The organism is Paracoccus suum, from assembly GCF_003324675.1.
Classification (GTDB): Bacteria; Pseudomonadota; Alphaproteobacteria; order Rhodobacterales; family Rhodobacteraceae; genus Paracoccus; species Paracoccus suum.
Window position 1 is genome coordinate 2,271,572 of the sequence record NZ_CP030918.1, and the last position, 25,574, is coordinate 2,297,145.

The window sequence follows — 25,574 nt, forward strand, 5'->3', positions numbered from 1 at the left end:
CCATGGCGGCTGAGCATGATGTGACGGCGCATAACGACGCCCGGCTGGTGACGATGGCCAACCAGATCGCGACCTTCTTTGCCAGCCAGCCCGCGGTTGAGCCGTGGCGGGCGGTGGCCGCGCATCTGAATGATTTCTGGCCTCCGAACATGCGCGCCCGCCTGCTGGAGATGATCGCGGCCGGCGGCGCGGACCTGCGCCCCGCCGTGGTTGAAGCCGAACCCTTGATCCGCCGTCCCGGCGCGCCGCGCGTGCAGGAACTTGCAGTGGATCCGGGCACGCCGCCGACACGCGAGACGGTAGAGGGCAAACCAACGAACTCGGCCTTCGCCAAGGTGCCGGAGGGGTCAGACGGCTAGGACGCGATCGACGTTCCGGCAGGAATCTGCCGGTGCTCAGGAGCAAGAATGTTCGACCGCCCGTTCGTTTTGGGATGGGCCACCGACGACTCTTTTGGGCGTCCCAAGGCAGCTTAAGCCCGCCAGCCATCCCCAAAAACGCAAACGGCCCGCCATCCGGCGGGCCATCTGTTATTCAAAATGCCGGCAATCAGAGCAGACGCAGGTCCGAAGCCGAGGCACGGCCGTCACGGCCGGACTGCAGCTCATACTCGACTTTCTGATTGTCGTTCAGGCCGGTCAGGCCAGCGCGCTCGACGGCCGAGATGTGGACGAAGACGTCCTTGCCGCCATCATCGGGCGCGATAAAGCCGAAGCCCTTGGTGGAATTGAACCATTTTACGGTACCGGTCGCCATGACAGGACCCTCCTTCAGTTTATCCGGTGCGACATGCATCCGGTCCGTGCAGCCCTTTCGAATTCCGGCTGCCCCGTGAAGGGAGGCGGTAGAAAGTCGTGCTCACGCGAACGAAATGATCACCGAATCGCGATAAAAATCAAGAGGGCTTCCGCCGGCCAGTGCGCCGGGGCCGTATTTCCCGTCATACGCGCCTCTCGCCAACGGAATCAATCCCGAGTTGTATGTACTACCGTTCGTCGGCGCGAGCCTGCCGACCGCCGATCACCGCAGATCAGGCGGCGTCGCCTCAGTTTTCAGGGCCGCGACGGCCTCCGCGAGCGACAAGGTGCGGCTGCCCTGCTGGTCCAGGCGGCGCATCGAAACGGTCCGCTCCTCGACCTCCTTCATGCCGATGGCGAGGATCGCGGGCACCTTGGCGAGCGAATGTTCGCGCACCTTGTAGTTGATCTTCTCGTTGCGGGTGTCCGCCTCGGCCCGGATTCCGGCCGCTTTCAGCGCCTCGACCACCTCGGCCACATAGTCATCCGCCCCCGAGACGATCGAGGCGACCACCACCTGGCGCGGCGCCAGCCACAGGGGCAGCTTGCCGGCATAGTTCTCGATTAGGATGCCGATGAACCGCTCGAACGATCCCAGGATCGCGCGGTGGAGCATGTAGGGGCGGTGCTTGGCACCATCCTCGCCGACATATTCGGCATCGAGGCGCGTGGGCAGGTTGGGATCGACCTGGAAGGTGCCGCACTGCCATTCGCGTCCGATGGCGTCGGTCAGCTTGAAATCCAGCTTCGGCCCGTAGAACGCGCCCTCGCCGGGGTCGATCTGATAAGCGTTGCCGGTCTTCTTGATGGCGTTTTCGAGGGCCGCTTCGACCGTGTCCCAGTCCTCGTCGCGGCCGATGCGGATTTCCGGGCGCGTGGACAGCTTGATATCGAAGCTGTCGAACGCGAGGTCGCGATAGACCGAGGCCAGCAGCTCGATGAATGACGCGCATTCGGCCTCGATCTGCTCCTCGGTGCAGAAGATGTGCGCGTCGTCCTGAACGAAGCCGCGGACCCGCATCAGCCCGTGCATCGAGCCGCTGCTCTCGTAGCGGTGGCACGAGCCGAATTCGGCCAGCCGCAGCGGCAGGTCGCGATAGGATTTCAGGCCCTGATTATAAACCTGCACGTGGCAGGGGCAGTTCATCGGCTTCAGCGCGTTGATGCGCTTTTCGTTTGCGCCTTCCTCGTCCACCTCGACGATGAACATGTTCTCGCGATAGGCCTCCCAGTGGCCTGATTTTTCCCACAGCACGCGGTCGACAACCTGCGGCGTGCGGATTTCCTTGTAGCCCGCGCGGCCGAGACGTCGGCGCATGTAATCCTCGAGCGTGCGGTAGATGGTCCAGCCGTTGGGGTGCCAGAACACCATGCCCGGCGCCTCTTCCTGCAGGTGGAAAAGGTCCATCTCACGGCCCAGCTTGCGGTGGTCGCGCTTGGCGGCCTCCTCCAGCATGGTCATATGCGCCTTCAGCTCGTCGCGGTTGCGAAAGGCGGTGCCATAGATGCGTTGCAACATCGGCCGGCTGGCATCGCCCAGCCAGTAGGCGCCGGCGACATGGGTCAGCTTGAACGCGTCGGCCGGCAGCTGGCCGGTGTTTTGCAAGTGCGGGCCGCGGCACAGGTCTTGCCAGTCGCCGTGCCAGTACATGCGGATGTCCTCGCCCTCGGGAATCCGGTCCAGCAACTCCAGCTTGAAGGGCTCGCCGGCCGCTTCGTAATAGGCGCGGGCGCGCTCGCGATCCCAAAGCTCGGTGCGCACGGGCTCGCGCGCGGCGATGATCTGGCGCATCCGCGCCTCGATTGCCCCGAGGTCTTCGGGCGTGAAGGGCTCGGCGCGGTCAAAGTCGTAGAACCAACCCGCGTCACGCACCGGGCCGATGGTGACCTTGACGTCGGGCCACAACTCCTGGACCGCGCGGGCCATGACATGGGCGAGGTCGTGCCGGATCAGCTCGAGGGCAGGCGCCTCGTCCTTGAGCGTGTTGATCGACAGCGCCCCCGATGCGGTGATCGGCCAGGCGAGGTCGATGTGCTTGCCATCGAGGCTGGCGCTGATCGCCGCCTTGGCGAGGCTGGGCGCGATGCTGGCCGCGACTTCGGCGGCGGTGACGCCGGCATCGTAGTCGCGCGAGGCGCCATCGGGAAAGGTGAGGGTGATCTGGGACATCAGCGGTCCTCCTCGTCGGTTTGGCGCCTACGGCACGCCCGGTTGCGATTGACCGTCGCCTCTTGGCGGGTTCGCCGAGCGCTGTCAATCTGTTGCGCGCGATTTGACCGCGGGCCGACTTTCGGACCGCGCCCGGCCATGGGATAAGGCTGCGGCAAGGCGGGCAGGGGGACAAATGACCGAGTTTCTGAAGACGCCGCAGGGACGCCGGCTGGCCTATCTGCGGCAGGCGGGCCAGGGGCCGGGGCTCGTCTTTCTGCACGGTTTCAACAGTGACATGCGCGGGACCAAGGGTCAGGTGCTGGCGGATTGGGCCGCGACGCAAGGCCGTGCCTTCCTGCGTCTCGATCTGTCGGGGCATGGCGAAAGCGGCGGCAACATTCCCGATTTCGGCCTGTCCGACTGGCGCGAGGATGTCCTTGCCGTGCTCGACGCGCTGACCGAGGGGCCGCAGGTTTTGGTCGGTAGCTCGCTCGGCGGCTGGCTGGCGCTGCTGGTGGCGCGCAGCCTGCCGCAGCGGATCGCAGGGGTCGTGACGGCCGCAGCCGCGCCGGATTTCACCCGGCGGATGGAGGCGGAGTTTACCGCCGCAGATCGCGCCATGCTGAAAGACAAGGGCCATGTCAGCCGGGCGAGCGACTATGGCGATGACTACGTCTTCTCGCACCACTTGCTGGATCAGGGCCGGAAGGAGTCAATCCTGGATCGCCCGTTGCAGATCAGCGCGCCGGTCAGGATGCTGTATGGCACCGCGGATGCCGACGTGCCGATGGCCGACCAACTCACCCTGCTGGACCACATCGACGGGCCGGATGTCAGGCTGACGAAGATCAAGGGCGCCGACCACCGGCTTTCTGATCCCGTTAGTTTGTCGCTGCTGGTCGCTGCTGTCGCAGACGTCTGACAAGTAGGATCGCGCCGCTTCTGCGGCGCGACCCTCTCGTCTCACTCGACGAAGAAATGCTCGCCCATGTCCGGCTCGGCACCAGTCAGCTTGTTCTTGGCGAGCTCATAGAGAAAGCCGAGGCCGCCGGTCGTGGTCCAAACCTCGGCCCGCGAGATCGCCAGTTTCAGCAGTCGCACGTCGGGGTCCTGCTTGCCATCCTCGAACCAGCTGGCGGCGACTGTGTTCCATATCTCGTCCAGCTTGGCCTGATCGCCTGACCGCTCCAGCTTGCCCTCGATCCGGGCGTAGAGCTTGCCCGAGCCTTCGGCGACCACATACAACGCGTCCTGCGCGCCGCCCTCGGTCTGTTCGACCAGATGGGTGCCGGCGGCAGTGATAAACCACAGCGCGTGCTGGTCGGGGTCGGCCGTGTGCGACATCGGCACCAGCTTCAGGTCCGAAGTCGCGCCGAGCATCCCGGCATTGATGCCCTCGAGCCGCTTCCAGAACTGGGCGCGCTGCTCGGCCGGTGGTAGCTCCTGGCGGTCTTCGTTGTCGCGCTTCTCGGCCATGATCGTCTCCATTCAGGTTGCGGACCTCAACGGGCGATCTGGTCGGCAGTTCCGCGCGTTAGACCGCCAGCTTGCGCGAGGGTGAGGGGGCATCCGCCGAGGCGGCAACAGCAGAGGCCGAGGCCCTTTTGCGACGTCGGGGTGCCTTGGTGCCGGCTGCCTCGTCCATGAAGTCGAGAACCAGCGGGCGGATGTTCAACCGCCAGCTCTTGCCCGCGAAGATACCGTAATGCCCGGCGCCCGGCTCGAGGTGCTGGGCCTTGCGCTCGGCCGGCAGGCCGCTGCACAGCTCCAGCGCCGCGACGCACTGGCCCGGCGCCGAGATGTCGTCCTCGGCCCCCTCAACTGTCATCACCCAAGTATCGCGGATGCGCCCCAGATCGACCGGCTTGCCTTCGACGGTAAAGCGGTTGTGCGCCAGTTCCAGCCCTTTGAAGATACGGCCGACCGTCGAGAGGTAGAACTCGGCCGTCATGTCCATCACGGCCAGGTATTCGTCGTAGAACTTGTTATGCCGGTCATAGGGCGTCGCATCGCCGCGCGCCTCGGCAAAGATCTGATCGGTAAAGGCCTTGGTGTGCGTCGCCGCGTTCATGGCGATGAACGAGGTCAGTTGTGCCAGACCCGGATAGACCATCCGACCCGCGCCGCGATGCTTGAAGCCGACCTGCTGGATGACAAGATGCTCGAGCTCGCCCATGGTGATGCGGTTGCCGAAATCAGTCACCTCGGTTGCCTTGGCGTCGGGATCGATCGGGCCGCCGATCAGGATCAGGCTGCGAGGCAGCAACTCCGGCGCCTCGTCGGCCAACAGCGCGGTGGCGGCCAAGGCCAAGGGCGCGGGCTGGCAGACGGCGACAACGTTGATCGGGCCGTCCGCGGCCAGATCGGCAATGAAGTCGGTCAGGTAGCGGGTGTAATCCTCGACGTCGAACTTGCCCTCGCTGACCGGGATGTCACGGGCATTGTGCCAGTCGGTGATATAGACCTCGGCGTCGGGCAGCAGCGACGCAACGGTCGAGCGCAACAGCGTCGCATAATGGCCCGACATGGGCGCGACCAGCAGGATGCGGCGCGTCATCGGCTCGCGCCGGGCGACGCGGAAATGCACCAAATCGCCGAACGGGCGGCGCAGGCGCGGCTCGACATAGACGATGTGGTCCTGCCCCTCGGGGCCGATGATCGGCGGCAGGTTCCAGTCGGGCTTGATCGCCATTCGTGCAAAGCTGCGTTCGGTGACGGCGCCCCAGGCGGCGAGCATCTTGAACATCGGTACGGGGGCGAGGGCGAAGGCGGGGTAGCTGCCGAGGGCGCGAGCCGAGGCCCCCATCCATTCGCTGGTGTTTCGCGCCGCTTCCATGGCGTCATAGCGAGCCATGCTGCGATACAGAAAATTCACTAAAATTGTCTCCTGGCGCAGAGGATCGCGCGATCTGGACGAAACCGCGCTTGTGGCGAGCGGTTCCACGGTCCTACATTCACTAAAGGGTAGGAGGAGGCTGCGGCCATGACAAGCAGCAAGGGCAAAACCCGCAGCGCACGCGCGCCCCGTGGCGGCGCGCAGGACACACTGGGTCTGGACGCCCCGGTGCCAAAAGAGTCGCCGAAGGTGGCGGGGGCAGCCGCGAAGCCCGCCCGCAAGGCGCCTGGCAAGCCGGCGGCAAGCGCAGCCTCGCCACAAAACCTTGCCCCTGCGCCGGAGCCCAAGCTCGAGACTGCCGCCAAGATCGTACCTCCCCCTGGGACCGAGACCGTGCCCAAGGCACAGCCCGCCCAGAATGCTGATGCTACTCTGGCCGTTGCGCCGGTGACGCAAATGTCCGGCCTCAAGACGTCCACGGCACTGCGCGGCGCGGGCGCAGCGCCGAAACCGCGAGCAGCGCGGCGCAAGCCAGCCGCCGCCAAGCCGAAGGCGCAAGCAGCGACCCCTTCGCCGGCCCCTAAGGCGGACCCCGCGGCGACCAAGGCGGACCCGTTGGGGGCCGCCATCCCTGCCGCGACAAAGCCAAGCGCCAAGGCGAAAGCTCCCCGGAAAATCCGCGGCGCGCCTCCGCCGGCGGTGGCGCCCGCAGTCGCGCCCGAGGCCGTCGCGGCGCCAAACGCGGGTACGCGAATGGCGGTCCAGGCACCACCCGAGCCCAAGCTCATACCGACTGAACCGAAGATCACACCTAAGGAAGCAGCAACCGCAGCGGCTTCGCCTAAAACCGCGCCGGAAAAGCCGGTGGCGGCGCCTGTAGCGTCCGCCGAGGCTCAGGCCTCGCCCAACGCAAGCGCTGCTGCCCCGCAGGTGCGAACCTCCCGCGAGACAAACGCGGCATCCGTGGCGCAACCGACCGCGATGCCGCCTTCCGCCTGTGCGAAGGGCCAGTCCTCCGGCTCGCCGCTCGCCACCCCCGCGGAGGCGCAAGCGTCCGCCCCGTCTGACACCGCCGCAGGATCGCCGCCGCGCCACGCCCTCGAAGGGCTGGCCACGCTGAACCCGATGCTGCCCGAGGCGATGGCCCGGAATATCTCGCGCATCGAGGAGCTGTCGCAGCGCCTGATCGCTGCACTCGCCCAACGCCAGCCGCAGAGCGCGGGCGTTCAGGGGCCGGGGCCTGACCTTTATCAGGCCGCGGCGCAGGGCTGGATGAAGGCCATGACCGAGCAGCCGGCCCGCCTCATTCAGGCCCAGACGAGCTACTGGGCCGAAACGCTGCGGCTTTATGCCAGTGCGCAGGCCGATCTGGCCGCCGGGCGGGTCGCGCAGGCCGATGATGACGCGCCCAAGGACCCCCGATTCCGCAACCCGCTGTGGACCACCAACCCTTTCTTCAGCCTCGTGCGACGCCAGTACCAGATCAACGCCGCCGCAATTTCCAAGGCGGCAGCCGAGGTGCAGCCGGACGATCCCACAGCGCGCCGCCGGATCGACTGGTTTACGCGCCAGATGATCGACATGATGGCGCCCACCAATTTCCTCGCGACCAACCCCGACGCCCTGCAGCGCGCGGTCGAGACCGAGGGCGAAAGCCTGGTGCGCGGCCTCGAAAACCTTGTCGCCGATATAGAGCGCAACGGCGGCGAGGTGGTCGTCTCGCTGGTCGACCGCGACGCCTTCACCGTGGGCGAGAATATCGCCACCAGCGAGGGCACCGTTGTCTTTCGCCACCCGCTGTTCGAGTTGATCCAGTACGCGCCGACCACCGATCAGGTGCATGAAACCCCGTTGATCCTGTTCCCGCCGTGGATCAACAAGTTCTACATCCTCGACCTGAAGCCGCAGAACAGCCTGATCCGCTGGCTGGTAGGGCAGGGGTACACGCTGTTCGTCATCTCGTGGCGCAATCCGGAGGTCCGGCGTGACGCGGATGTCGGCATGGACGATTACGTATCGGCCTATCTGACGGCGATGGACGAGGTCCTGGAACGGACCGGCCAGCCCAAGCTGAACGCGGTCGGCTATTGTATCGGCGGCACCACGCTGGCGCTGACGTTGGCGTTGCTGAGATCGCGGGGCGATCAGCGTGTGGGCGCGGCGACGTTCTTCACCACGCTGACCGATTTCTCCGAAACGGGCGAGTTCACGACCTTCCTCCAGGACGATTTCCTCGGGGGGATCGACGAGGAGGTCGCGCGCACCGGGGTTCTGGGCGCGCAACTCATGTCGCGCACCTTCAGCTTTCTTCGCGCCAATGACCTGGTCTGGGCGCCGGCGATCCGCGCCTACATGCTGGGCGAGACACCGCCGGCGTTCGACCTGCTGTACTGGAACGCGGATGCGACCAACCTGCCGGGCAAGATGGCGCGTGAATACCTGCGCGGCCTTTGCCAGTCGAACGGCTTTGCCCAAGGCGGCTTCACCGTCCTTGGCCAGAAGGTGCGGCTGTCGGATGTCGATCTGCCGATCTGCGCGATCGCTTGCGAGAACGATCACATCGCGCCCTGGCTCGACTGCTGGCGCGGCTTTTCGATGACCGGCGCGCAGGACCGCACGTTCATCCTGTCCCAGTCGGGCCATATCGCTGGAATCGTGAACCCCCCGGGGCGGATCAAATACGGCCATTATACCTCGGGGGCAGGGTTCGGGGGTAGCGCCCAAACCTGGCGCGACGCGGCCCGGTTTCTTGAGGGCAGTTGGTGGCCGACCTGGGGCGAATGGTTGGCGCCGCGCTCGGGCGGGATGGTGGCGGCGCGCGATCCCGGCGAGGGCCTCGCCCCGGCGCCTGGGACCTACGTCCACCAGCCGGCATAATTTATGCTGCGTTGCAGCATTGGAGCTTGAAATGCTGCAACGCAGCATGTATTGTCCTGTCATCCGATCCCCGAGTCGCACCGCGACGCTGACCCAAGGAAGACAGCCATGCTCAAGCCCGCCGACTACACCCGCGCCATGCAGGACGTCATGTCGAACCTGCCGGTTGACACCTCGTCGATGCGCGATGCCCTGCGCACCCAGACCGCCCTTGGCGAAAAGATGTCGCGCGTTGCCCTCGAGGCCGCCGAGCGTTCGACCGAAGTGTCGTCGCGCTGGGCCAAGGACACGATCGCCCGTCTGGGCGAGCTGTCCTCCGCCAAGGAGCAGCCGGCTGACTACACCAAGGCGATGAGCGATTTCGCCACTGCCGCGGCCGAACTGGCTGCCGAGCATATGGCTGCCTATGCCGAGATCGCCAAGAAAGTTCAGATGGAAACCGTTGATCTGATGCTGACCGCCGGCAAGGACATCGCCGCTGACGCGCAGAACACCGCCAAGTCGGTTGCCGAGAACGTCAGCCGTCAGGCCGAGGCCGCGACCCGCAACGTCCAGGGCGCCGTCAACGCCGGTGCCAAGGCCGCGGCCGACAACGCCAAGTCCTGATCTCGATCACTGCATGATGCGGGCTTTGCCCGCAGGAACGGGGGCGGGCAACTGCCCCCGTTCGCATATCCGGACGGCCTGGTTCGGTTAGCATGCCTGCCCTGACGCCGCGCTACCGCAATTGCGGTTGGCATTTGCCGGGGCAGGGGACAAAATCGCCATTCCCAACTTGCGAGGATGCGGATGTCCGATCCCAGCCCAGCCCCATCTGACGTACCCGAAGCGCGCCCCGCGCTGCTGATCAAGCGCTACGCCAGCCGCCGCCTCTACAACACCGAGACCAGCGATTACGTCACGCTCGAGGATATCGCGGCCGTGATCCGTGCCGGTCGCGAGGTCCGGATCGTGGACCTGAAATCAGGTGACGACCTGACCCGCCAGTATCTGCTGCAGATCATCGTCGAACACGAAAGCCGCGGCGAGAGCATCCTGCCGGTCGACGTGCTGACCGACCTGGTGCGCAGCTATGCGGGCAACGCCCAGAGTGTGGTGCCGCAATTCCTTGCCGCCAGCTTCGAGATGCTGCGCCAGGGCCAGACACGTATGCTCGAGAACCTGGCCAGCTTTCCCGCCCCGCTGGCGGTCCCCGGCCTCGACGCGCTCCCGGGGCTGGAGGCGCTGCGCCGCCAGCAGCAAAAGTTCCTGCAGGCGATGACCGCCACCTGGCCCACCGCGTCGAGCGGCCCCGAGCCCGACGACGAGGACCCGCCCGGGAAAGCCGCGGCTACCGACCCTGACGAAATGGCCGAGATCCGCCGCCAGTTGGCCGAATTGCAGTCACGCATCGGCAAGCTCTGACTTGCGGGCCTGAACGCGTCCGGCTAGACGACCCTGACGGAGCGGTGGCCGAGTGGTCGAAGGCGCACGCCTGGAAAGTGTGTAGGCGGGGAACCGTCTCGAGGGTTCGAATCCCTCTCGCTCCGCCAGAATTCAGATTGCTAACCTGACCCCACCTCGCGGTCCGTGCCCGCGCGTTACCTGCTCAGCATGTCCGAATGGACCGCCGCATCCAGCCTGGTCATGAAGTTCTCGGCCTCGCACATATGCTTTGCCATGATCCCCGATACGGCGGCACGGTCGTTCGCCCGGAACGCGTCAAGCAACCGCCGGTGGCTTTCTAGGTTCGCCTGGGCGAAGGCGGCGTGTTCGTCGTGGCTGTTGCTGCGGAACTCGACCAGATCGCGCAAAAGGCCATTCACGAAATGGCAGATGAAGACCAGCAGCGGGTTCGGGCAGCTTTCGCACAGAAGGTCGTGGAAGGTCAGCTCCAGATGCCGGGCCTTGGTGCGCTCGCCGGCGGCGAGGGCGGCGACGCAGCTCTCGATGTTCTCTTCCAACCGTGTGAGCTGCGTCTCGTCCAGCTTGCCGACGACGCTTTCGGCCAGCGTGACCTCCAGGCTGTGGCGGATCGCGTAGACCTCTTCGAAATCCAGCGACTGAAAATGCAGATAGGTCCGCAGTTGCTGGGTCACCGCGTCGATGGAAACCGGCCGGATCACCGCGCCGCCATTGGGCCCGGTCTGCATTTCGACAAGCCCTTGGACTTCCAAGACTTTCAGGGCTTCGCGGATCGTCCCCTTGGCACAGCGGTAATGCTGCATCAGAGTCTTCTCGTTCGGCAGCCGGTCGCCGGGCTTCAGCCCCTCGCGCGCGATCCAGTTCAGCAAGTCCTCTGAAATCAGGTTTGAAAGCTTGGCGCGCCGCGGGCGGTCGACCTCGTCCCGTGCTGCTGGTGCCTGCATCATGATAAGCGCGCCTCTGCGATCCATTCCGTGTCCGGATCGAGAGGATAGATCGGGCGCGCGAGATGTTCGAACGAGAAAAGCCCGAAATCGGAACTGGTGACGCCAAGGCTGGCACATTCGACCAAGGCCTTTGACAGCGGCTCGAACACCGGACGGCAATACATGCGCGACTTCAGGATCAGGAAGCGGGCCTTAAGCGGATCGATCCGCATGGAGGTGAAAACCCCGAGGTCCCAAGGCTCGTGCGGCTCCTCCGAGACGAGGATCAGCGCCTGCGGGGTTTCCAGCACGGCGGCCCGGCCCATGCTGCAGCGCATGCCGGTGTAGGTCGGCCCGCTGATGACGTATGCGCCCTCGCCAAGGGCGCGGACGGTCCCGGTCAGTTCCAGCGGCGGCTTGTCCACGCCGATCTTGGGCAGATGCCAGGTATTGCCGAGGCCGAGGGTGACCGTGCTGCCGACCCCGGCCTCGGTCATGCGTGCCACCGCCTCGGCATCGCAGATCGGGCCGGCGATGATGCCGCGAAGGCCCTGGCGCAGCGCCTCGGCCAGGACGTCCATGCGATCGCAGGTGCCGCCGGACATGCAGTTGTCGCCATGATCGAGCATCAGCACGGGGCCGTCCTGGCCCGCCGCGGCATCGGCCGCAGCGGCTGCGGCCGCGACCGATTGGCTGAGCGGTTCCTCGACGTAAACCAACCCCTCCCGGTCGGCCCAGATGTCCGTGCCAAGGCGCTTGGCCACATCCGAGGCGACCTCGCCCGTCTCGGCGATCACGACGACGGAGACGCCGGCCTCTGCGAGGTCGGCGATCGAAAAGCCGCCGAAGACGCTGACCGCGAGGACGCCGGGCTGCCGTTCGGCGGCGCGGGCCGCGGCGATGGCATCCTGCATGGCGCCGGGCACCCCGGTGTTCATCTGCAGGGTCTGGGCCAGCAGCGGCGGGTGCGACAGGGCGCGGGCGGGGGCGATGCCTTCGTCGAGCATCCGACCGATCAGCCGGGCGACGTGCTGCCCGGTCTCGACCATGTCGACATGGGGATAAGTCTTGAAGCCCACGAGTAGATCGGCGTTGTCGAGCATCCGGCCGGTGATGTTGCCGTGCAGGTCGAGCGCCACGCCGATGGGAATGCCCGGCGCGGCGGCCCGAACACGCTCCAGCAACTCGCCCTCGCCGTCATGGAGGCTTTCCGTGACCATCGCGCCGTGCAGGTCGAGCAGGATGGCGTCGCAGCCCAGCGCGACTGCGTCCACAATCGCCGCCGCCATCGTCTCGAATGCCTCATCTGAAACCGGCCCACTGGGATTGGCGTGGGCATAGACCGGGGTCGCGACTTCGGCGCCACGCGCGCGGGCAAAGTCGAGGAAGGCGCCCATCGAGGTGATCGAACCCTCTGCCGCCGCGCGGGCCTCCTCGCCAAAGTGCGGCGAGAAGGCTTCGAGCGGCGTCGGCAGCGGCGAGAAGGTGTTGGTCTCGTGATTCAGGCGGGCGATGACAAAACGCAAATTGTTCTCCACTGCTTACTGGGCGCCGACGCCGAGGTATCGGTCCTTGACCGCATCGTCGCTGGCAAACTCCGCGCGCGTGCCCTCGTAAGCGATTCGCCCCAGTTCAAGGATGTAGTGCCGGTCGGCGAGTTCTGTGCAGACGGCGAGGTTCTGTTCGACCAGCAGGATGGGAATGCCGCTGGAACGGATCTGCTTGATCTGGGCGACGATCTCGTCGACGACGACCGGCGCCAGGCCCTCGACCGGCTCGTCCAGCATCAGCAGCTTGGGCCCGTTCACCAGGGCGCGGGCGATGGCGAGCATCTGCTGCTCGCCGCCGGACAGTTGCGCCCCGCCATTGCGCTTGCGCTCCTCCAGCCGCGGGAAGTTGCGGTAGACGTCGGCCAGCGACCACAGCGAGTCCTTGCGCTGCGCGATCCGCAGGTTCTCCTCGACCGTCAGAAGGCCGAAGATGCCCCGGTCCTCTGGGACAAGCGACAGCCCGCGGCCGGCGATCTGGTGCGGCTTGATCCCGGCGATGTCCTTTCCGTCGAAGGTGATGCGGCCGCCGGCCGGGGCGACGAGGCCGCTGATGGTCTTCAGCGTCGTCGATTTGCCGGCGCCGTTGCGGCCCAGCAGGGTGACAACCTCGCCCGGCGCGACGCGCAGCGAGACGCCCTGAAGGATGTGGCTCTTGCCGTAGTAGGCATGCACATCCTCGATCTCGAGTGCGGCCCCGCTCATGCGTGCCCCCCCGTCATCATCGAGCCGAGATAGGCGCGGCGCACGGCAGGGTTGTCGCGGATCTCGGCCGGCGTTCCCTCGACCAGCGTACGACCGGATTGCATGACGGTAATCCTGTCGCTGATGTCCATGACAATGCCCATGTTATGCTCGATTAGGATCACGGTGTGATCGCGCCCCAGATCGGCGATCAGGCGCTTCATCGAGCCGATGTCGTCTATGCCCATGCCCGAGGTCGGCTCGTCCAGGAGAATCAGGCGAGGTTTTGACGCCATCGCCATGCCGACCTCCAGCCGCCGCTGCTGGCCGTGGGACAGCTCGCCCGCCGCGCGGTCGGCCACCCGGCTGAGGTCGAGGCGCTGCATCAGGGCGTCGGCGGTGGCCAGGGCCTCGCTGTTGGCCTCGGCCGCCTGCCACATCCGCAGCGCCTGCCAGGGTGTCCGCCCTTGGGCGGCCAGCCGCAGGTTCTCGCGCACGGGCAGGCTCTGGAAGAGGCTCGTCACCTGGAATGACCGCGCGAGGCCCATGCGGACCCGCTGATCGTCGCTGAGGGGCGTGATGTTCTGGCCGCCGAACATGATCCGGCCCGAACTTGCCCGGACGCTGCCGGTCAGCGCGTGAAACAGCGTGGTCTTGCCCGCGCCGTTCGGGCCGATGATCGAATGAACGGTGTTGGGCCGGATGTTCAGGTCGACATCGCTGAGCGCGGCGAAGCTGCCGTATTTGACGCCGAGACCTTTCGAGACCAGCAGATCCTGGGTCATCTCGGCTCCTCCGCCCGGTCAGCGGGCGTCTGCGCCGCCGGACTGCGCCGCTCGGCCGCGAGGCCGACGAGGCGTTCGACAAGACCCCAGATGCCTTTCTGCATGAACAGCGCCAGCGCGATCAGAAGCACCCCCAGCAGCAGCAGCCACCGCGGCCAGATCGCCGACAGCGTGTCGGAGACGAGGACAAAGAACCCGGCGCCAAGCACCGAGGCGAACAGGCTGCCGGTGCCGCCGATGATCGTCATGATCAGCAGGCTCTCGCTGAGGTGGTAGTCGATGTTGGCGAGTGGCGCGATGCCGATGAGGAGGGCGTGGAGGCCGCCGGCAAGGCCGGTGACGCCGCCCGAGATAGCGAAGGCGGCAATCTTGAAGGCGCGGACCGGAAAGCCGATGGCCTGCGCCCGCGCGCCGTTGTCGCGGATGGCGAGCAGCGTGCGGCCGAAGGTGGAACTCGCCACCCGCTGCAGGCCGGCAAAGACCAGCAGGAACAGCACCGCGACAAAGCCGTAGAACGTCCACGAGTCTGCCAGCCGTAATGGCCCGATATTCGAACGCGGGATTCCCAGCAGGCCGTTGTCTCCGCCGGTGATGCCGCTGAAGGTATAGGCGAGGAAGTAAAAGAACTGCGCGAAGGCGAGCGTCAGCATGACGAAGTAGACACCTTGCCGCCGGATCGCGAGCCACCCGATGCCGATCGCGACGATTGCGCCAAGCACCACAGCGAAGGCGAGTGCGATCAGCGGCGACAGCGCGGTATGCACCAGCGTCAGCCCCAGCGTATAGCTGCCGATGCCGAAGAAGACGCCCTGCCCGATGGACAGAAGGCCGGTGTAGCCGAGCAGCAGGTTGCAGGCGGCAGCGGCGATCGCGAAGATCAGCACCTCCGAGGCGAGTGTGCCGGAACTGAGGAAGATCGGCAGCGCGGCCGCGACGAGCACGGCAAGCGCAAACTGGAACAGCGGCTTGTTGATGCTCGTCATGCGCGCCCCATCAGCCCGCGCGGCATGGCGAGGATGATCAGCACCATGGCGAGGTAGACCGCCATGCCCGCACCCTGCGGCCAGATGGTGGTCATCATGCTCTGCACGATGCCGACCAGCAGCCCCGCGATCAGCGCGCCCGAATAGCTGCCCATGCCGCCGATGACCACAACCACAAAGGCGATGGCGAGCGCCTCGACCCCCATGAAGGGATCGGTCCCGCGAATGGGCGCGGCGAGGGCGCCGGCAAGCCCGGCCAGACCCGCGCCGAGGGCAAAGACCGCGGTATTGATCCGTTTGATGTCATAGCCCAGCAGCGCGATCATGTCGGCCGATTCCGAGCCTGCTCGGACCACCGCGCCAAGGCGCGTACCCTCCAGCAACCACCACAGCCCGCCCGCGAGCAGGGCGGTGAAACCGATGACGAACAACCGGTATTCCGGGTAGATGAAGCTGCCCAGCATCACGGCGCCGTCGAGGCCGGCCGGTGCCGGAACGCTGGAGCCGATCGGCCCCCAGATGATGATGACCAGTTCCTGGATGATGAGCGCCAGGCCGATCGTGACAATGATGTGGTAGGTGTGCGGCAGCCGATAGATGCGCCGCAGCAACGACGCCTCGGTCACCGCGGCCAGCAAGCCGACCAGCAGCGGTGCGACCGCCAACGCGACCCAGAAGCCGAAGCCCATCTGGAACACCGCGAAACAGAAATAGGCGCCGAGCAGGTAAAATGCGCCATGCGCGAAGTTCACGAAATGCAGCAAGCCAAAGATGACGCTCAGCCCCACGGCGAGCAGGAAGTAGAGCATCCCCAGTCCGATGCCGTTCATGAGCTGGAACAGATAGATCATGTCGTTCTCCGCGCGGCGGCTGGAAGGCGGCGCACCGCGGGGTCAGCCGCGGCCGCCCCGGATACGCCGAAGGGTAGGGACCCGCCGCAGTTGCAACCGCAGCGGGCCGCGCCTCAGCCCATCTTGCAGCCGGCTTCTTCGGGCGACAGGAACGACTGGCCCGAACTGATGACGTCGGCGTAGTCGTCCTTGTCTTTCATGGCGTCCTTCGCCTTGCCCTTCAGCAGGTAGTAATTCTTGATCACCTGATGATCGGCCGCCCGGATTTCCTCGTCGCCCGTCAGGCCCGGGTATTTCATCCCCTCCAGCGCCTTGGCGACGGCCTCGCCCGTCGTATCGCCGGCCTTGGCCGCGCCGTCGATCAGCAGCTTGGTGATCATGTAAGCGCTCGCCAGCGAGTAGTTTGGGTTGATCCCGTGCTTGGCCTGCACCGCCTTGACCAGCTCGTTGTTGAAGGGCGTGTCGATGGCATGCCAATACTGCGCGCCGAAATAGACGTCCTCGCTGATCTCCGGCCCCAGCGCCTCGAACTGCTCCAGCCCGGAGGCCCAGGCGACCAGGATCTTCATGCGGCCCTTCAGGCCGAAGTTGACGGCCTGGCGCAGCGTCGAGCTGGATTGCGAGCCGAAGTTCAGGATCAGCAGGACGTCGGGCTGGGTGGCGACCGCATTGGTGATGTAGCCGCTGAACTCTTTTTCATCGAGCGAATGGTAGCTGTTGCCGACATGCTCGATGCCCTTTTCGGCAAAGATCGTTTTGGCGGCGCTCAGCAGACCCTCGCCGAACACGTATTGCGGGGTGATGGTGTACCAGCGTTTCGCGTCAGGCAGTTGCTCGATCAGCGGCCGGACGGTCTGGTTGATGGCGCCAAAGGTCGGCACGCTCCAGCGGAAGGTGCCCTTGTTGCAGTCGCTGCCTGTGATCTCGTCGGCGCCGGCGGTGGTGAAGAACACGCCGCCACGGTTGCTGATTTCCTTGCCCATGGCGAGGGCTTCGGAGGACAGGATGCCGCCGGCGAACAGCGTCGCCTTTTGCTGCTCCATCGCCTCCTGCACCTTGCGCACGGCGCTTGCGGGCCGGCCCTCGGTGTTGATTTCCAGATAGGACAGCTTGCGGTCGAGGACCGTGCCCGCCGCTTCGACGGCCATGGCGGTCCCCATCGCGCCGAACTTGCCGTTTGCGGCAAAGGCGCCCGACATCGGCAACGGCGCGCCGATCGGGATCGTGCCCTCCTGCGCCCAGGCGGCGCGCAACAGGCCGGGCATCGTCAGGCTGGTGGCGGCCAGAGATGATAGCTTCAGAACCTCGCGGCGATGCAACATGACTTCCTCCCCAGATTCAGCTTTTGATTATATTAGTACGCATCGATTGTTGCCGGGCAATATCGTTGTTGGCGGCAATGTCCGGTGCGCGAGTTGCAGCGCACCGGACAGGATCGTTTCACATTGAAAGCAAGGTCACTGCGCCCCGCAGGCGGACGGGAAAGTGTCGCAGTAGCTGACGAATTCACCGACCGAGGTTGCCTTCAGCGTTGCGTGCACGATGGCGCGGGCGAAGGCGTTTTCCGCCGCAGCGTAGATCTGCTGGATCTGCGCGTCGTCGGCGGTCACTTCGCCGGTGGCGAGGGTGAAGTAGGAATCGCCGTCGCTGATCAGGTGAATCGGGTCGATGGCGCGGCCATGACCGCGAGACACCGCCTCGGCCAGTTGCTTGACCTGTTCCTTGTCCAGCTTGGCGTTGGTTGCCAGCACGCCAATGGTGGTGTTGGCATGCGGCTTGCCCGTTTCCGCGTCGATTTTTGCCTTTTCCAGCGCCGCGTCACATTCCTCGCGCGAGGGACTCTTGTAGGCGCCGAACTCGTCCCCGATAGCCAAATCCACCGCCCGCAAACTGCAGTCCGAGAAATCGACTGGCGTGCCGACCGCGTTGACCGCGGTTATCGCGCCAACAATGATGCCATTGTCCAGTTCCACGCTGGCTGTGCCGATGCCGCCCTTCAGCGGCAGGCTCTTGCCGCCCGACCGGGTGCCTGTGCCCGCGCCGACGTTGCCCTGCTCGACAGGACCTGACTTGGCGTTTTCCATCGCCTGATAGCCGAAATCCGCGTCGGGCCTTGCCTTGAAGTCGCCCCCGCGCAGCAGGTCGAACACCACCGCGCCCGAGACGAGCGGGTCTACATGCAGCGGATCAGTGCCGACATTCATGCCGACGCCATGCTCCTCCAGCCAGCGCATGATCCCCGAGAACGAGCCTAGGCCGAAATAGCTGCCGCCGGTCAGGAACATCACGTGCGATTCCTGGTCGTTTTTGCCCGGCTGCAACACCTCGACGTTGATGCTGCCCGGCCAGCCGCCGGGAACTATCGCGCCGCCGACCGCGCCGTCGGGTGCATAGACGGCCGTCACGCCGGTCAGGAACGGCGGGTCGTTGCGCGTCACCTGCCCGACGAGAATTCCCGGCACGTCGGTGATGGCGTTGTTGGTCCCATGCTTGTCGAACCTGGGGGCCTCGGTCGCTGCCTGGGCAGATGCCGGGCCAGCACCGATCTGCGCTGCCAGCAGCGCGATCGCAGTTCCCACCCCAAGGGAACAGCGCATCCTGCGACGGCTGCGTGAGTCAGTTTGACGTGATTTGACGGAGTCTAGCATTGCCGAACCCTCCCCGGTTCTTATGCCGCATGACCATATTATGCGTATAAATAGCACTGATTGCTGTCAATAAAAATTGTGATGCGTCCTCAAGGGGTAAGGGGAGGGATCAGCACGAGTTTGGGCGCTAGGTGGGAAAAGCAGGGGAAATTCTGGCGCGGCGAGGTGCGAAGGAGCTTCACGATGAGGGGTGGAGCCCTCGGCAAAGGCCCGGGTTTTTTGTCGCGGGAGCGAGATACGCATTGCTCCCGCCCAAGGTCGGTTTAAGCCTCGGAAAGGGCTTCCACCATGACGGTGGCGACACTCATGGATGTTGTGCAGGACCGAGTAACTCTCCGCTCATCCGCAATCGTGGGGGAGCGCGGCTGGACCTGGCGGAAGCGCGCGACCGTCTGCACCGCTCGCTGCGCAGCCCAGTTGACGGCAACGGCGGCGGGCGTCTCGCGACGCGAGCCCACTTGCGAAGACCGGATCGGACGCGGACGCCGGAGCAGCAGCCACGGCATCTCCAATTTTAAGGTGTAGCGGGCGCTAGCCGCCCGGATGCCAATTGAAGCTACAGCTCGCCAATCCTGTCGGGGAGCCCACCGTCGTCGGCGGGCCCCCGCGCAGGCCCTCAAGACCAGCCTTGTTCAGCCCCTCTGCACGATCTCGGTCTTGCCGCCGCCTTCGGGTGCCACGAAGGCGATGCGAAGCCCTTCGCGGACCTGGCGCGGAGGCGTGAGGATCGTCCCACCCGAATTCTCGATATGCGCCACTGCGGCGTCGAGGTCCCGGGTCGCAAAAGCCAGGTGATCGACCGCGCCGGTGCCCCCCGCGCGCTCCTCGATATAGACCTGCGCGCCACCCAGCTGCAGGATGACGCGCAGGCCGTTGGGCGTCTCATATTGCTCGATCTCGCGCGCGCCGAGCAGGGCGACGTAGTCATCCGCCGTCTTCCGCGCCGAGGCAGCGAAGATGTGGACGTGGTCCAGGGTCAGTTGCATCGGAAGTCCTCGCCTCACACGCTGCGGATGGCGCCGCCGTCTACCCTGATCTTGGCGCCGGTGACATAGGATGCGCGCTCGCTGGCGAGGAAGGCCACCACGTCCGCGAACTCTTGCGGCGCGCCGTAGCGGCCGGCGGGGATCGTCGCACGCGAGGCAGCCGCCACGTCCTCGACGGGCTGCTGCTGGCGCGAGGCGGTCGCGGCGTCCAACTGATCCACGCGCTCGGTGTGGATGCGGCCGGGCAGGACCACGTTCACGGTCACGCCGTTGGCCGCGACCTCGGCCGACAGGGTCTTTGCCCAGCCGAGGACCGAGGCGCGGATCGCGTTCGACAGTGCCAGCCGGGGAATCGGCTGCTCGATCCCCGACGAGCCGAGGACTATGATGCGGCCCCACTTGCGCACCTCCATCGCCGGCAAAAGGCGCCCGGCGAGGTGGAACAGGTTGGCGGCCATCGCCTCGAACTGCGCCGTCCAGTCAGAGCGCGCGGCCGAGCGGGCCTCGCCGGGGGGCGGTCCGCCGGAATTGAGGACCAGGATATCAACCCCGCCGGATCGCAGAAGCGACTCGGCCAGGGCATCGACGCTGGCGACATCGGCCAGATCGACATGCGCCGCCTGGACGTTGCCGGCAGCTCCGCCTGTAAGGTTGCCGGCCCAATCCTTGATCTTGTCCGTGTTGCGCGCGGCCGCGGTCACGATCGCACCCTCCTGCGCCAGCGCCGTGGCGATCGCGGCACCGAGGCCCTGGCTGCTGCCGAGTACGAGCGCGCGCCGCCCCTTGATGCCCAGATCCATCAGTTCAGCTCCTTCAGGCGACGCTCCTGGCGGGTGATGAGGAATTCGATATCCGCCATGTCGGCCGGGGACAGTTTGGGCGCGGGCCTACGCGCATGGGCCGAGGCAATCGCGCCGCGCCGCGCGAGGATCGCCTTGCGCAGCGCGAGGCCGAGGCCCGGCTGCTGCTCGTAGCGGGCCAGCGGCAAGTAGGCGTCGAACAGGTCCTGTGCGCGGTCCGTATCGCCGCGGTCATGCGCGGCCTGCACGTCGGCCATCATCTCGGGGTAGCCAAAGCCGGTCATGGCGCCGTCGCTGCCGCGCCGCAACTCCTCCGGCAGGAACATCCCGCCATTGCCGGCGAGGATCGAGATGCGGCGCAGGCCATCCTTCCTCCCGGCCGCCCGCAGCGCGTCGATTTTGGCAAGGCCCGGCCAGTCCTCATGCTTGAGCATGACGCAACTTGGCACGTCGCGGATGATGCGGATGATGAGGTCGGCTGACATCTGCACGCTCGTCGCCAGCGGAAAGTCCTGCAGAACGAACGGCACGTCGGCACCGATGACATCGGCAACGCCGGTGAAATAGCCGTAGAGTTGCTGGTCCGTGCGCAGCGCCGAGGGCGGCGCGACCATCACGCCCGCAGCGCCCATCTGCATCACGCGGTCCGAGAGCTCCTTCATCGCAGCAAACCCGGGGGCCGAGACGCCCACGACGACCGGCAGGTCGGAACCGGCGCGGTCCAGCACGCGCTGCACGAAGGCGGCGGATTCGTCGGCCGTCAGCTTGGGCGCCTCGCCCATCATTCCGAGGACAGTCAGGCCCGTCGCGCCCTTTTCACGGTAGAAATCGACAAGCCGGTCGGTGCTGTCGAGGTCGAGACTGCCGTCCTCGGTAAAAGGCGTGACGGAAATTACGAATACGCCGCGCGCGGTTTCATCCAGAAGCATCGGTCAATCCTTGTCAGAGTGGTAGAAGTTTGCCGGGGTTGAACAGGCCCTGCGGGTCGAGAAGGCCCTTGATGCGCTGCATCAGTTCCAGTTCGATCTCGCCCTTGAACGCAGGCATCTCGCCTACGCGCAACTGGCCTATCCCGTGCTCGGCGCTGATCGAGCCGCGGTACTGCGACACGACGGCATGAACCCCGCTGGTCACGCGATCCCAGCCCGGAAAGGCGTTGCCTGCGTCCACGGGACGCAGCAGGTTGTAGTGCAGGTTGCCATCGCCGAGGTGGCCAAAGATCACCGGCCGCGCGCCCGGCATCACTCGCTGGACGGCCGCATCCGCATCAGCGACGAATTCCGGCAGCGACGAGACGGGGACCGCCACGTCATGTTTGGCGCTGCCGCCCTCGCGGACCAGAGCCTCCGAGATCGCCTCGCGGACCTTCCAGAAGGCCCCGGCCTGGGCGGCGTTCTGTGCCACGACGGCGTCGGAAATCAGCCCTGCTTCGCTTGCGGTGACCAGTTGCTCCTCAAGCATGGCAGCCAAGGGCGCATCCGCGTGACTGTCGGTCAGTTCGATCAGCACCGCGTCACTTGCGGCGGGCAAGGGCAGGGGGGCTGACGGAACATGCTTGGCGATCACCGACAGGCAGGCGCCGCTGATGTATTCGAAGGCCGACAGGCGGTCGCCACAATGATCGTTGATCTGGTTGAGCAGCGACACCGCCTGATCCAGACCCTCGACACTGGCCATGGCGGTGACGGAGGCGCGCGGGGTCGGGAACAGGCGCAGCGTCGCCGCAGTGATGATCCCGAGCGTGCCTTCCGAGCCGACGAAGAGATCGCGCAGCGAATAGCCGGTGCTGTCCTTGCGCAGATCGCGCAGCCCGTCGAACAGGCGGCCGTCCGGCAGCACCACCTCGACGCCAAGGGTCAGGTCGCGCATGTTGCCATAGCGCAGCACGGCAACGCCGCCGGCACTCGTCGCGACATTGCCGCCAATGGTGCAACTGCCCTCCGCCCCGAGGCTGAGGGGAAAGTAGCGGCCAGCGGATTGTGCGGCCTGCTGGACCTCGGCCAGGATGCAGCCGGCCTCTGCCGTGATGGTATTGCCGACCGGATCGACACGCCGCAGCGTCCGCAGCCGGCGAGTGGACAGGACCACCGCCCCCGCAGAGCCCGGCGTCGCCCCGCCTGAGAGGCTGGTGTTTCCGCCCTGCGGGACCACGATCGCGCCATGGCGGGCGCAGGCCCGGACGGTATCCGAGACTTCCGCGGTCGTGCCGGGCGAGACGACTAGCTGCGCCTGGCCGTGATATTTCCCCATCCAGTCGACCAGATAAGGCGCCATCTCTGCCTCGGACTGCAGGACATGCCTGTCGCCGACTATGGCGCGCAGTTCCTCGGCAAGGCTGCTCATCGTGCCGCCTTCGCGTCCGTCTTGCCGGCCCAGCCGAGGCTGACGCGGCCGATCATCATGCCGACGGCGGCTTGCGTCGGCTCGACGACCGGGATGCCGACCGCCTGCTCGACCGCGGCGCGAAAGCGCGCCATTCCTGCGCAGCCCATGACCAGCACGTCCGCGCCGTCCTCGTCGCGCAGCATCCGGCCCGTCTCGCTCATCAGCGCGACCGCGCGGGCGTCGTCCGCCAGATCGGCCACGCCCATCCCGATGGCACGATCGGCGGCGATCCGGTCCATGATGCCCATCGCGCCGAACAGGCGCATGTGCCGGGGGATCGAGGTCGAGAGGATCGAGATGACGCCGATCCGCTGGCCGAGGCTCATAGCGGTCAACATGCCGCATTCCGCAATCCCGAGAACCGGGTGACGGCTCTGCTCGCGCAGGGCGAACATGCCGGGATCGCTGAAGCAGGCGACGACGAAACCGCAGGCGCTGTCTTCCAGCTGGGCGGCGCGATTCAGCAGCGGGCCGTCGATGGAATCGACATCGCGCTGGGTCTGGATACCCTTGGGCGTGCCTTCCAGCGTGACGCATTCGATGCGCAGGCCGCATGGGCGCAGCGGCTCCATCGCCGCGTCGATCCCGGCGGTTACCACGGTGCTGGAGTTCGGGTTGATGACGTAGATCGTGCTGTTTTGCGCCGACATTCCGTGGGCCTTTCCTCTGACAAGCCGAAGTGAGGTCTATTTTCTTGGCGACTGAAAGCGCTCGCGCAGGGAGACGTACCAGTCTGCGCCGTGCAGCCGCCCGACGAGATCGAGCGCGTCGATATCCACATGCAGGCGTTCGTTGGTGGCACCGTCGCGCACCCAGATGTGGATGATCTCGCCCAAAACCAGCATCCGCTGGCGCCGCCCGACAGCAAGGGTCACGGTCTCGCGGCATTCGAACTGCACCGGCGAGGCGGCGATGCGGGGCGGCGCGACGGCGCGCGAGGGAACTGCCTCAAGCCCCGCGAGGGCAAGCTCGTCGACGCCCGGTGCGTGGTCGACCGCGCAGGCGTTCATCGCCGGCAGCATCGCCCGGTCCACCAGGTTCACCACGAACTCGCCGGTGCTGCGGATGTTGTTCAGCGTGTCCTTGAGGCCCATGGGTTCATCAGGATCCCCCGCGCGCCCCTCGATACCCAGAACCACAAGCGGAGGGGCATGGCTGAAGACATTGAAAAAACTGAACGGCGCCGCGTTGATCCCGCCCTTTGCGTCAAGGCTGGTGACGAGCGCGATGGGCCGCGGAAGAACCGTATTGACGAGGAGCTTGTAGACCTCGCGCTCGGTGAGTTCGGATACCGACCAGTCCATGGATCATGCGGCTTTAGGGATGGTGAGGCCGTCGTGGCAACGCGGGTTCAGAGCGTGAGGACGCGCGCCGCTGGCCGTAGAAGCCATCGCCACCTGCCCAACCCGCACAATACCACTGGCGATCCCCCACGATGCCACCCGGCCCGACAGCCCTCCACAGTCACCCTCGATCCCGCAGGCCATGTCAGGCTGCAGGACGCAGGAACTGGCCATCGCCCGCCTGGTTGCGGATCGCCTTGCCGTCCCAGACAAGCTTGCCGCGGCTGTAGGTCGCGGCGACGCGCACGCTGAACTCGCGTCCCTCAAAGGAACTCCACTGCACGGCGGCCTGGCTGTTCGACGGATCGTGGATGAAGCGGCCCGGCTCCAGCACGACGATGTCGGCGTCAGCGCCGGGCGCGAGGCGGCCCTTGTCCGCTAGGAGGAAGGATCGCGCCGGACCACTGCACATCTGCCGGGTGACCATGCTGGGCGAGATCCCGTGCTCTTCACAGCCGGTCCAGAAGGCGGGCAGCAAGGTTTCAAGGCCCGGGCCGCCGGACATGTTGTCAAAGAAGTTCTCGGCCTGCTTTGTCTCCAGACCCCAGGACACGTGGTCGGACGAGACGAAATCGCAATGCCCGGCAGCGATATGCGTCCACAGCGCCTCCATCTGGGCGCGTGGCCGGATCGGGGGATAGTGCTTTGTGCGGGCGCCAAAGCGGCGCACATGCTCTTCTTCGTTCAGCATCAGGTATTGCACGCAGGTCTCGATGCTGGCGCGGTGGCCGGCGCGCTTGTACATCTCGGCGATCTCGAACCCGCGCGAGGTCGAAACATGGACCGCGTGCGCCCGGGCGCCGGTCAAAGCGCCCAACTCGTAGATGCGGGCGGTGGCCAGATCCTCGACCAGCGTGTTGTTCGCGCGGCCAAAGGCGTCCCAGCCGGTGTCGCCTGTCTCGATGGCGCGGGCGATGTTCTTGCGGCTCAGCTCCTGGTCCTGGTTGTGCACACCGCACATCAGGCCCGAGTGCTTCACCAGGCGAAAGGCCTCGGCCAACGTGTCATCGCCAATCCGGGGGAAGCGGGTCGGGTTTGCCTCGAAGGTCGAGAACTTGAAGGCGCAGGCCCCCGCCTCGACGAGACCGGGAATGGCGCCCAGCCCGTTTTCAGGGGCGATCGTGGCGTAGAGGGCGACATCGACATGTGCCTCGTCCTCGACGGTGGCGATCTTCTGGCGGAACAGGTCGGCATTGGTGATCGGCTCGGGCTGGTCATAGGGCATGTCCACCATGACGGTGATGCCGCCGGCGGCCGCGGCGCGTGACGCGCGGCCGATGCCTTCGGTCCGGCCTGCGCTGTAGCAGTGCACCTGGCCATCGATGACGCCGGGCATGATCCATGCCTGTCCCAGCTCGTGCCGCTCGGCCGCGGCGGGGGCGTGGCCGGTGCCGACCTGAATGCAGCGTCCATCACGCACGGCAACATAGCCGTTCTCGATGATGCCGTCGTCCATCACGACGCGCCCGCTCAGAACCAGATCGAAATCGCCCATGGTACCTTCCCGTGTGAGTGCTGCGACAACCATAGCGAGATCGCCCGAACTGGGGCATACCAAGTTCGCGTCCAC

Annotated in this window: 24 protein-coding genes and 1 tRNA gene; 6 read left to right on the forward strand and 19 right to left on the reverse strand. The window is 66.2% G+C overall.

Going from position 1 to position 25,574, the window contains the following annotated elements:
- Window positions 1–2 precede the first annotated feature (2 nt).
- Entirely contained in the window at window positions 3–359 is a 357-nt protein-coding gene (locus DRW48_RS11075) for a formate dehydrogenase subunit delta (protein ID WP_114076486.1), read from the forward strand.
- Between the two features lie 190 nt (window positions 360–549).
- Here DRW48_RS11075 and DRW48_RS11080 read toward each other — a convergent pair whose 3' ends face one another.
- Together DRW48_RS11080 and thrS are read right to left on the reverse strand one after the other, a co-directional pair.
- Window positions 550–756, reverse strand: coding sequence for a cold-shock protein (locus DRW48_RS11080; protein ID WP_114077513.1), 207 nt, complete (start codon window positions 754–756; stop codon window positions 550–552).
- A 264-nt stretch (window positions 757–1,020) separates the two neighbouring features.
- Entirely contained in the window at window positions 1,021–2,967 is a 1,947-nt protein-coding gene (thrS, locus tag DRW48_RS11085; protein WP_114076487.1) for a threonine--tRNA ligase, read from the reverse strand.
- A gap of 175 nt (window positions 2,968–3,142) precedes the next feature.
- Between thrS and DRW48_RS11090 the strand changes: the two genes are divergently transcribed.
- Window positions 3,143–3,871: an alpha/beta fold hydrolase gene (locus DRW48_RS11090; protein WP_114076488.1), complete on the forward strand. Its 729-nt coding sequence runs from the start codon at window positions 3,143–3,145 to the stop codon at window positions 3,869–3,871.
- A gap of 41 nt (window positions 3,872–3,912) precedes the next feature.
- Here the strand turns inward: DRW48_RS11090 and DRW48_RS11095 are convergent, their stop codons facing one another.
- On the reverse strand, window positions 3,913–4,425 hold the full coding sequence (locus DRW48_RS11095) for a pyridoxamine 5'-phosphate oxidase family protein (RefSeq protein WP_114077514.1): 513 nt from the start codon (window positions 4,423–4,425) through the stop codon (window positions 3,913–3,915).
- A 58-nt stretch (window positions 4,426–4,483) separates the two neighbouring features.
- Window positions 4,484–5,803: a polyhydroxyalkanoate depolymerase gene (gene phaZ, locus DRW48_RS11100; RefSeq protein WP_114077515.1), complete on the reverse strand. Its 1,320-nt coding sequence runs from the start codon at window positions 5,801–5,803 to the stop codon at window positions 4,484–4,486.
- A gap of 945 nt (window positions 5,804–6,748) precedes the next feature.
- Here phaZ and DRW48_RS11105 point away from each other — a divergent pair.
- The 4 genes from DRW48_RS11105 to DRW48_RS11120 all read left to right on the forward strand — a co-directional run bounded on the left by DRW48_RS11105 (window position 6,749) and on the right by DRW48_RS11120 (window position 10,194).
- Window positions 6,749–8,662 (forward strand): PHA/PHB synthase family protein, encoded by a 1,914-nt coding sequence (locus DRW48_RS11105; RefSeq protein ID WP_338418417.1) that lies wholly within the window; start codon window positions 6,749–6,751, stop codon window positions 8,660–8,662.
- Between the two features lie 108 nt (window positions 8,663–8,770).
- Window positions 8,771–9,268, forward strand: coding sequence for a phasin family protein (locus tag DRW48_RS11110; RefSeq protein ID WP_114076489.1), 498 nt, complete (start codon window positions 8,771–8,773; stop codon window positions 9,266–9,268).
- A 183-nt stretch (window positions 9,269–9,451) separates the two neighbouring features.
- A complete protein-coding gene (gene phaR, locus DRW48_RS11115; RefSeq protein ID WP_114076490.1) occupies window positions 9,452–10,066 on the forward strand; it encodes a polyhydroxyalkanoate synthesis repressor PhaR in 615 nt (204 codons plus the stop codon).
- Between the two features lie 38 nt (window positions 10,067–10,104).
- Window positions 10,105–10,194, forward strand: a tRNA-Ser gene (locus tag DRW48_RS11120).
- Window positions 10,195–10,242: 48 nt separating this feature from the next.
- Here DRW48_RS11120 and DRW48_RS11125 read toward each other — a convergent pair.
- The 15 genes from DRW48_RS11125 to DRW48_RS11195 form a co-directional block, all read right to left on the reverse strand.
- Window positions 10,243–11,013 (reverse strand): FadR/GntR family transcriptional regulator, encoded by a 771-nt coding sequence (locus DRW48_RS11125; RefSeq protein ID WP_241963248.1) that lies wholly within the window; start codon window positions 11,011–11,013, stop codon window positions 10,243–10,245.
- Entirely contained in the window at window positions 11,010–12,518 is a 1,509-nt protein-coding gene (locus tag DRW48_RS11130) for a M81 family metallopeptidase (protein WP_114077518.1), read from the reverse strand. The genes DRW48_RS11125 and DRW48_RS11130 overlap by 4 nt, the downstream gene beginning before the upstream one ends.
- Window positions 12,519–12,533: 15 nt before the next feature.
- The gene (locus DRW48_RS11135; RefSeq protein WP_114076491.1) at window positions 12,534–13,244 is read right to left on the reverse strand and encodes an ABC transporter ATP-binding protein; all 711 of its coding nucleotides are present in this window, start codon (window positions 13,242–13,244) and stop codon (window positions 12,534–12,536) included.
- Window positions 13,241–14,008 carry an ABC transporter ATP-binding protein gene (locus DRW48_RS11140; RefSeq protein WP_114076492.1) on the reverse strand — a complete coding sequence of 256 codons (768 nt, stop codon included), beginning with the start codon at window positions 14,006–14,008 and terminating at the stop codon, window positions 13,241–13,243. Before DRW48_RS11140 ends, DRW48_RS11135 begins: the two co-directional genes overlap by 4 nt.
- Entirely contained in the window at window positions 14,005–14,991 is a 987-nt protein-coding gene (locus DRW48_RS11145; RefSeq protein WP_114076493.1) for a branched-chain amino acid ABC transporter permease, read from the reverse strand. Before DRW48_RS11145 ends, DRW48_RS11140 begins: the two co-directional genes overlap by 4 nt.
- On the reverse strand, window positions 14,988–15,842 hold the full coding sequence (locus DRW48_RS11150) for a branched-chain amino acid ABC transporter permease (RefSeq protein ID WP_114076494.1): 855 nt from the start codon (window positions 15,840–15,842) through the stop codon (window positions 14,988–14,990). Before DRW48_RS11150 ends, DRW48_RS11145 begins: the two co-directional genes overlap by 4 nt.
- 113 nt (window positions 15,843–15,955) lie before the next feature.
- A complete protein-coding gene (locus DRW48_RS11155) occupies window positions 15,956–17,164 on the reverse strand; it encodes an ABC transporter substrate-binding protein (protein ID WP_199286087.1) in 1,209 nt (402 codons plus the stop codon).
- A gap of 135 nt (window positions 17,165–17,299) precedes the next feature.
- A complete protein-coding gene (locus DRW48_RS11160) occupies window positions 17,300–18,439 on the reverse strand; it encodes a P1 family peptidase (protein ID WP_162784739.1) in 1,140 nt (379 codons plus the stop codon).
- A 683-nt stretch (window positions 18,440–19,122) separates the two neighbouring features.
- Window positions 19,123–19,476, reverse strand: coding sequence for a VOC family protein (locus DRW48_RS11165; protein WP_114076496.1), 354 nt, complete (start codon window positions 19,474–19,476; stop codon window positions 19,123–19,125).
- A 14-nt stretch (window positions 19,477–19,490) separates the two neighbouring features.
- Complete coding sequence (locus DRW48_RS11170) at window positions 19,491–20,276, reverse strand: SDR family oxidoreductase (RefSeq protein WP_114076497.1); 786 nt, start codon at window positions 20,274–20,276, stop codon at window positions 19,491–19,493.
- On the reverse strand, window positions 20,276–21,205 hold the full coding sequence (locus tag DRW48_RS11175; protein WP_114076498.1) for a dihydrodipicolinate synthase family protein: 930 nt from the start codon (window positions 21,203–21,205) through the stop codon (window positions 20,276–20,278). The genes DRW48_RS11170 and DRW48_RS11175 overlap by 1 nt, the downstream gene beginning before the upstream one ends.
- 13 nt (window positions 21,206–21,218) lie before the next feature.
- A complete protein-coding gene (locus DRW48_RS11180; RefSeq protein ID WP_114076499.1) occupies window positions 21,219–22,619 on the reverse strand; it encodes an FAD-binding oxidoreductase in 1,401 nt (466 codons plus the stop codon).
- A complete protein-coding gene (locus DRW48_RS11185) occupies window positions 22,616–23,311 on the reverse strand; it encodes an aspartate/glutamate racemase family protein (protein ID WP_114076500.1) in 696 nt (231 codons plus the stop codon). Before DRW48_RS11185 ends, DRW48_RS11180 begins: the two co-directional genes overlap by 4 nt.
- A gap of 36 nt (window positions 23,312–23,347) precedes the next feature.
- Window positions 23,348–23,965 (reverse strand): flavin reductase family protein, encoded by a 618-nt coding sequence (locus DRW48_RS11190; RefSeq protein WP_114076501.1) that lies wholly within the window; start codon window positions 23,963–23,965, stop codon window positions 23,348–23,350.
- Window positions 23,966–24,149: 184 nt separating this feature from the next.
- The gene (locus tag DRW48_RS11195; RefSeq protein ID WP_114076502.1) at window positions 24,150–25,499 is read right to left on the reverse strand and encodes a dihydroorotase; all 1,350 of its coding nucleotides are present in this window, start codon (window positions 25,497–25,499) and stop codon (window positions 24,150–24,152) included.
- Between the last annotated feature and the right edge of the window lie 75 nt (window positions 25,500–25,574).

Excerpts from the sequence above, each read along its gene's own strand:
- phaZ (WP_114077515.1), bottom strand. The coding sequence starts at position 5,803 with ATGGCTCGCTATGACGCCATGGAAGCGGCGCGAAACACCAGCGAATGG.
- DRW48_RS11170 (WP_114076497.1), bottom strand. The coding sequence starts at position 20,276 with ATGGATCTGGGCATCAAGGGGCGGCGCGCGCTCGTACTCGGCAGCAGC.
- DRW48_RS11145 (WP_114076493.1), bottom strand. The coding sequence starts at position 14,991 with ATGACGAGCATCAACAAGCCGCTGTTCCAGTTTGCGCTTGCCGTGCTC.
- DRW48_RS11160 (WP_162784739.1), bottom strand. The coding sequence starts at position 18,439 with ATGCGCTGTTCCCTTGGGGTGGGAACTGCGATCGCGCTGCTGGCAGCG.
- DRW48_RS11090 (WP_114076488.1), top strand. The coding sequence starts at position 3,143 with ATGACCGAGTTTCTGAAGACGCCGCAGGGACGCCGGCTGGCCTATCTG.
- phaR (WP_114076490.1), top strand. The coding sequence starts at position 9,452 with ATGTCCGATCCCAGCCCAGCCCCATCTGACGTACCCGAAGCGCGCCCC.
- DRW48_RS11190 (WP_114076501.1), bottom strand. The coding sequence starts at position 23,965 with ATGGACTGGTCGGTATCCGAACTCACCGAGCGCGAGGTCTACAAGCTC.
- DRW48_RS11125 (WP_241963248.1), bottom strand. The coding sequence starts at position 11,013 with ATGATGCAGGCACCAGCAGCACGGGACGAGGTCGACCGCCCGCGGCGC.
- DRW48_RS11150 (WP_114076494.1), bottom strand. The coding sequence starts at position 15,842 with ATGATCTATCTGTTCCAGCTCATGAACGGCATCGGACTGGGGATGCTC.
- DRW48_RS11165 (WP_114076496.1), bottom strand. The coding sequence starts at position 19,476 with ATGCAACTGACCCTGGACCACGTCCACATCTTCGCTGCCTCGGCGCGG.
- DRW48_RS11155 (WP_199286087.1), bottom strand. The coding sequence starts at position 17,164 with ATGTTGCATCGCCGCGAGGTTCTGAAGCTATCATCTCTGGCCGCCACC.
- DRW48_RS11135 (WP_114076491.1), bottom strand. The coding sequence starts at position 13,244 with ATGAGCGGGGCCGCACTCGAGATCGAGGATGTGCATGCCTACTACGGC.
- DRW48_RS11185 (WP_114076500.1), bottom strand. The coding sequence starts at position 23,311 with ATGTCGGCGCAAAACAGCACGATCTACGTCATCAACCCGAACTCCAGC.
- DRW48_RS11180 (WP_114076499.1), bottom strand. The coding sequence starts at position 22,619 with ATGAGCAGCCTTGCCGAGGAACTGCGCGCCATAGTCGGCGACAGGCAT.
- DRW48_RS11075 (WP_114076486.1), top strand. The coding sequence starts at position 3 with ATGGCGGCTGAGCATGATGTGACGGCGCATAACGACGCCCGGCTGGTG.
- DRW48_RS11195 (WP_114076502.1), bottom strand. The coding sequence starts at position 25,499 with ATGGGCGATTTCGATCTGGTTCTGAGCGGGCGCGTCGTGATGGACGAC.
- DRW48_RS11080 (WP_114077513.1), bottom strand. The coding sequence starts at position 756 with ATGGCGACCGGTACCGTAAAATGGTTCAATTCCACCAAGGGCTTCGGC.
- thrS (WP_114076487.1), bottom strand. The coding sequence starts at position 2,967 with ATGTCCCAGATCACCCTCACCTTTCCCGATGGCGCCTCGCGCGACTAC.
- DRW48_RS11140 (WP_114076492.1), bottom strand. The coding sequence starts at position 14,008 with ATGACCCAGGATCTGCTGGTCTCGAAAGGTCTCGGCGTCAAATACGGC.
- DRW48_RS11110 (WP_114076489.1), top strand. The coding sequence starts at position 8,771 with ATGCTCAAGCCCGCCGACTACACCCGCGCCATGCAGGACGTCATGTCG.
- DRW48_RS11095 (WP_114077514.1), bottom strand. The coding sequence starts at position 4,425 with ATGGCCGAGAAGCGCGACAACGAAGACCGCCAGGAGCTACCACCGGCC.
- DRW48_RS11175 (WP_114076498.1), bottom strand. The coding sequence starts at position 21,205 with ATGCTTCTGGATGAAACCGCGCGCGGCGTATTCGTAATTTCCGTCACG.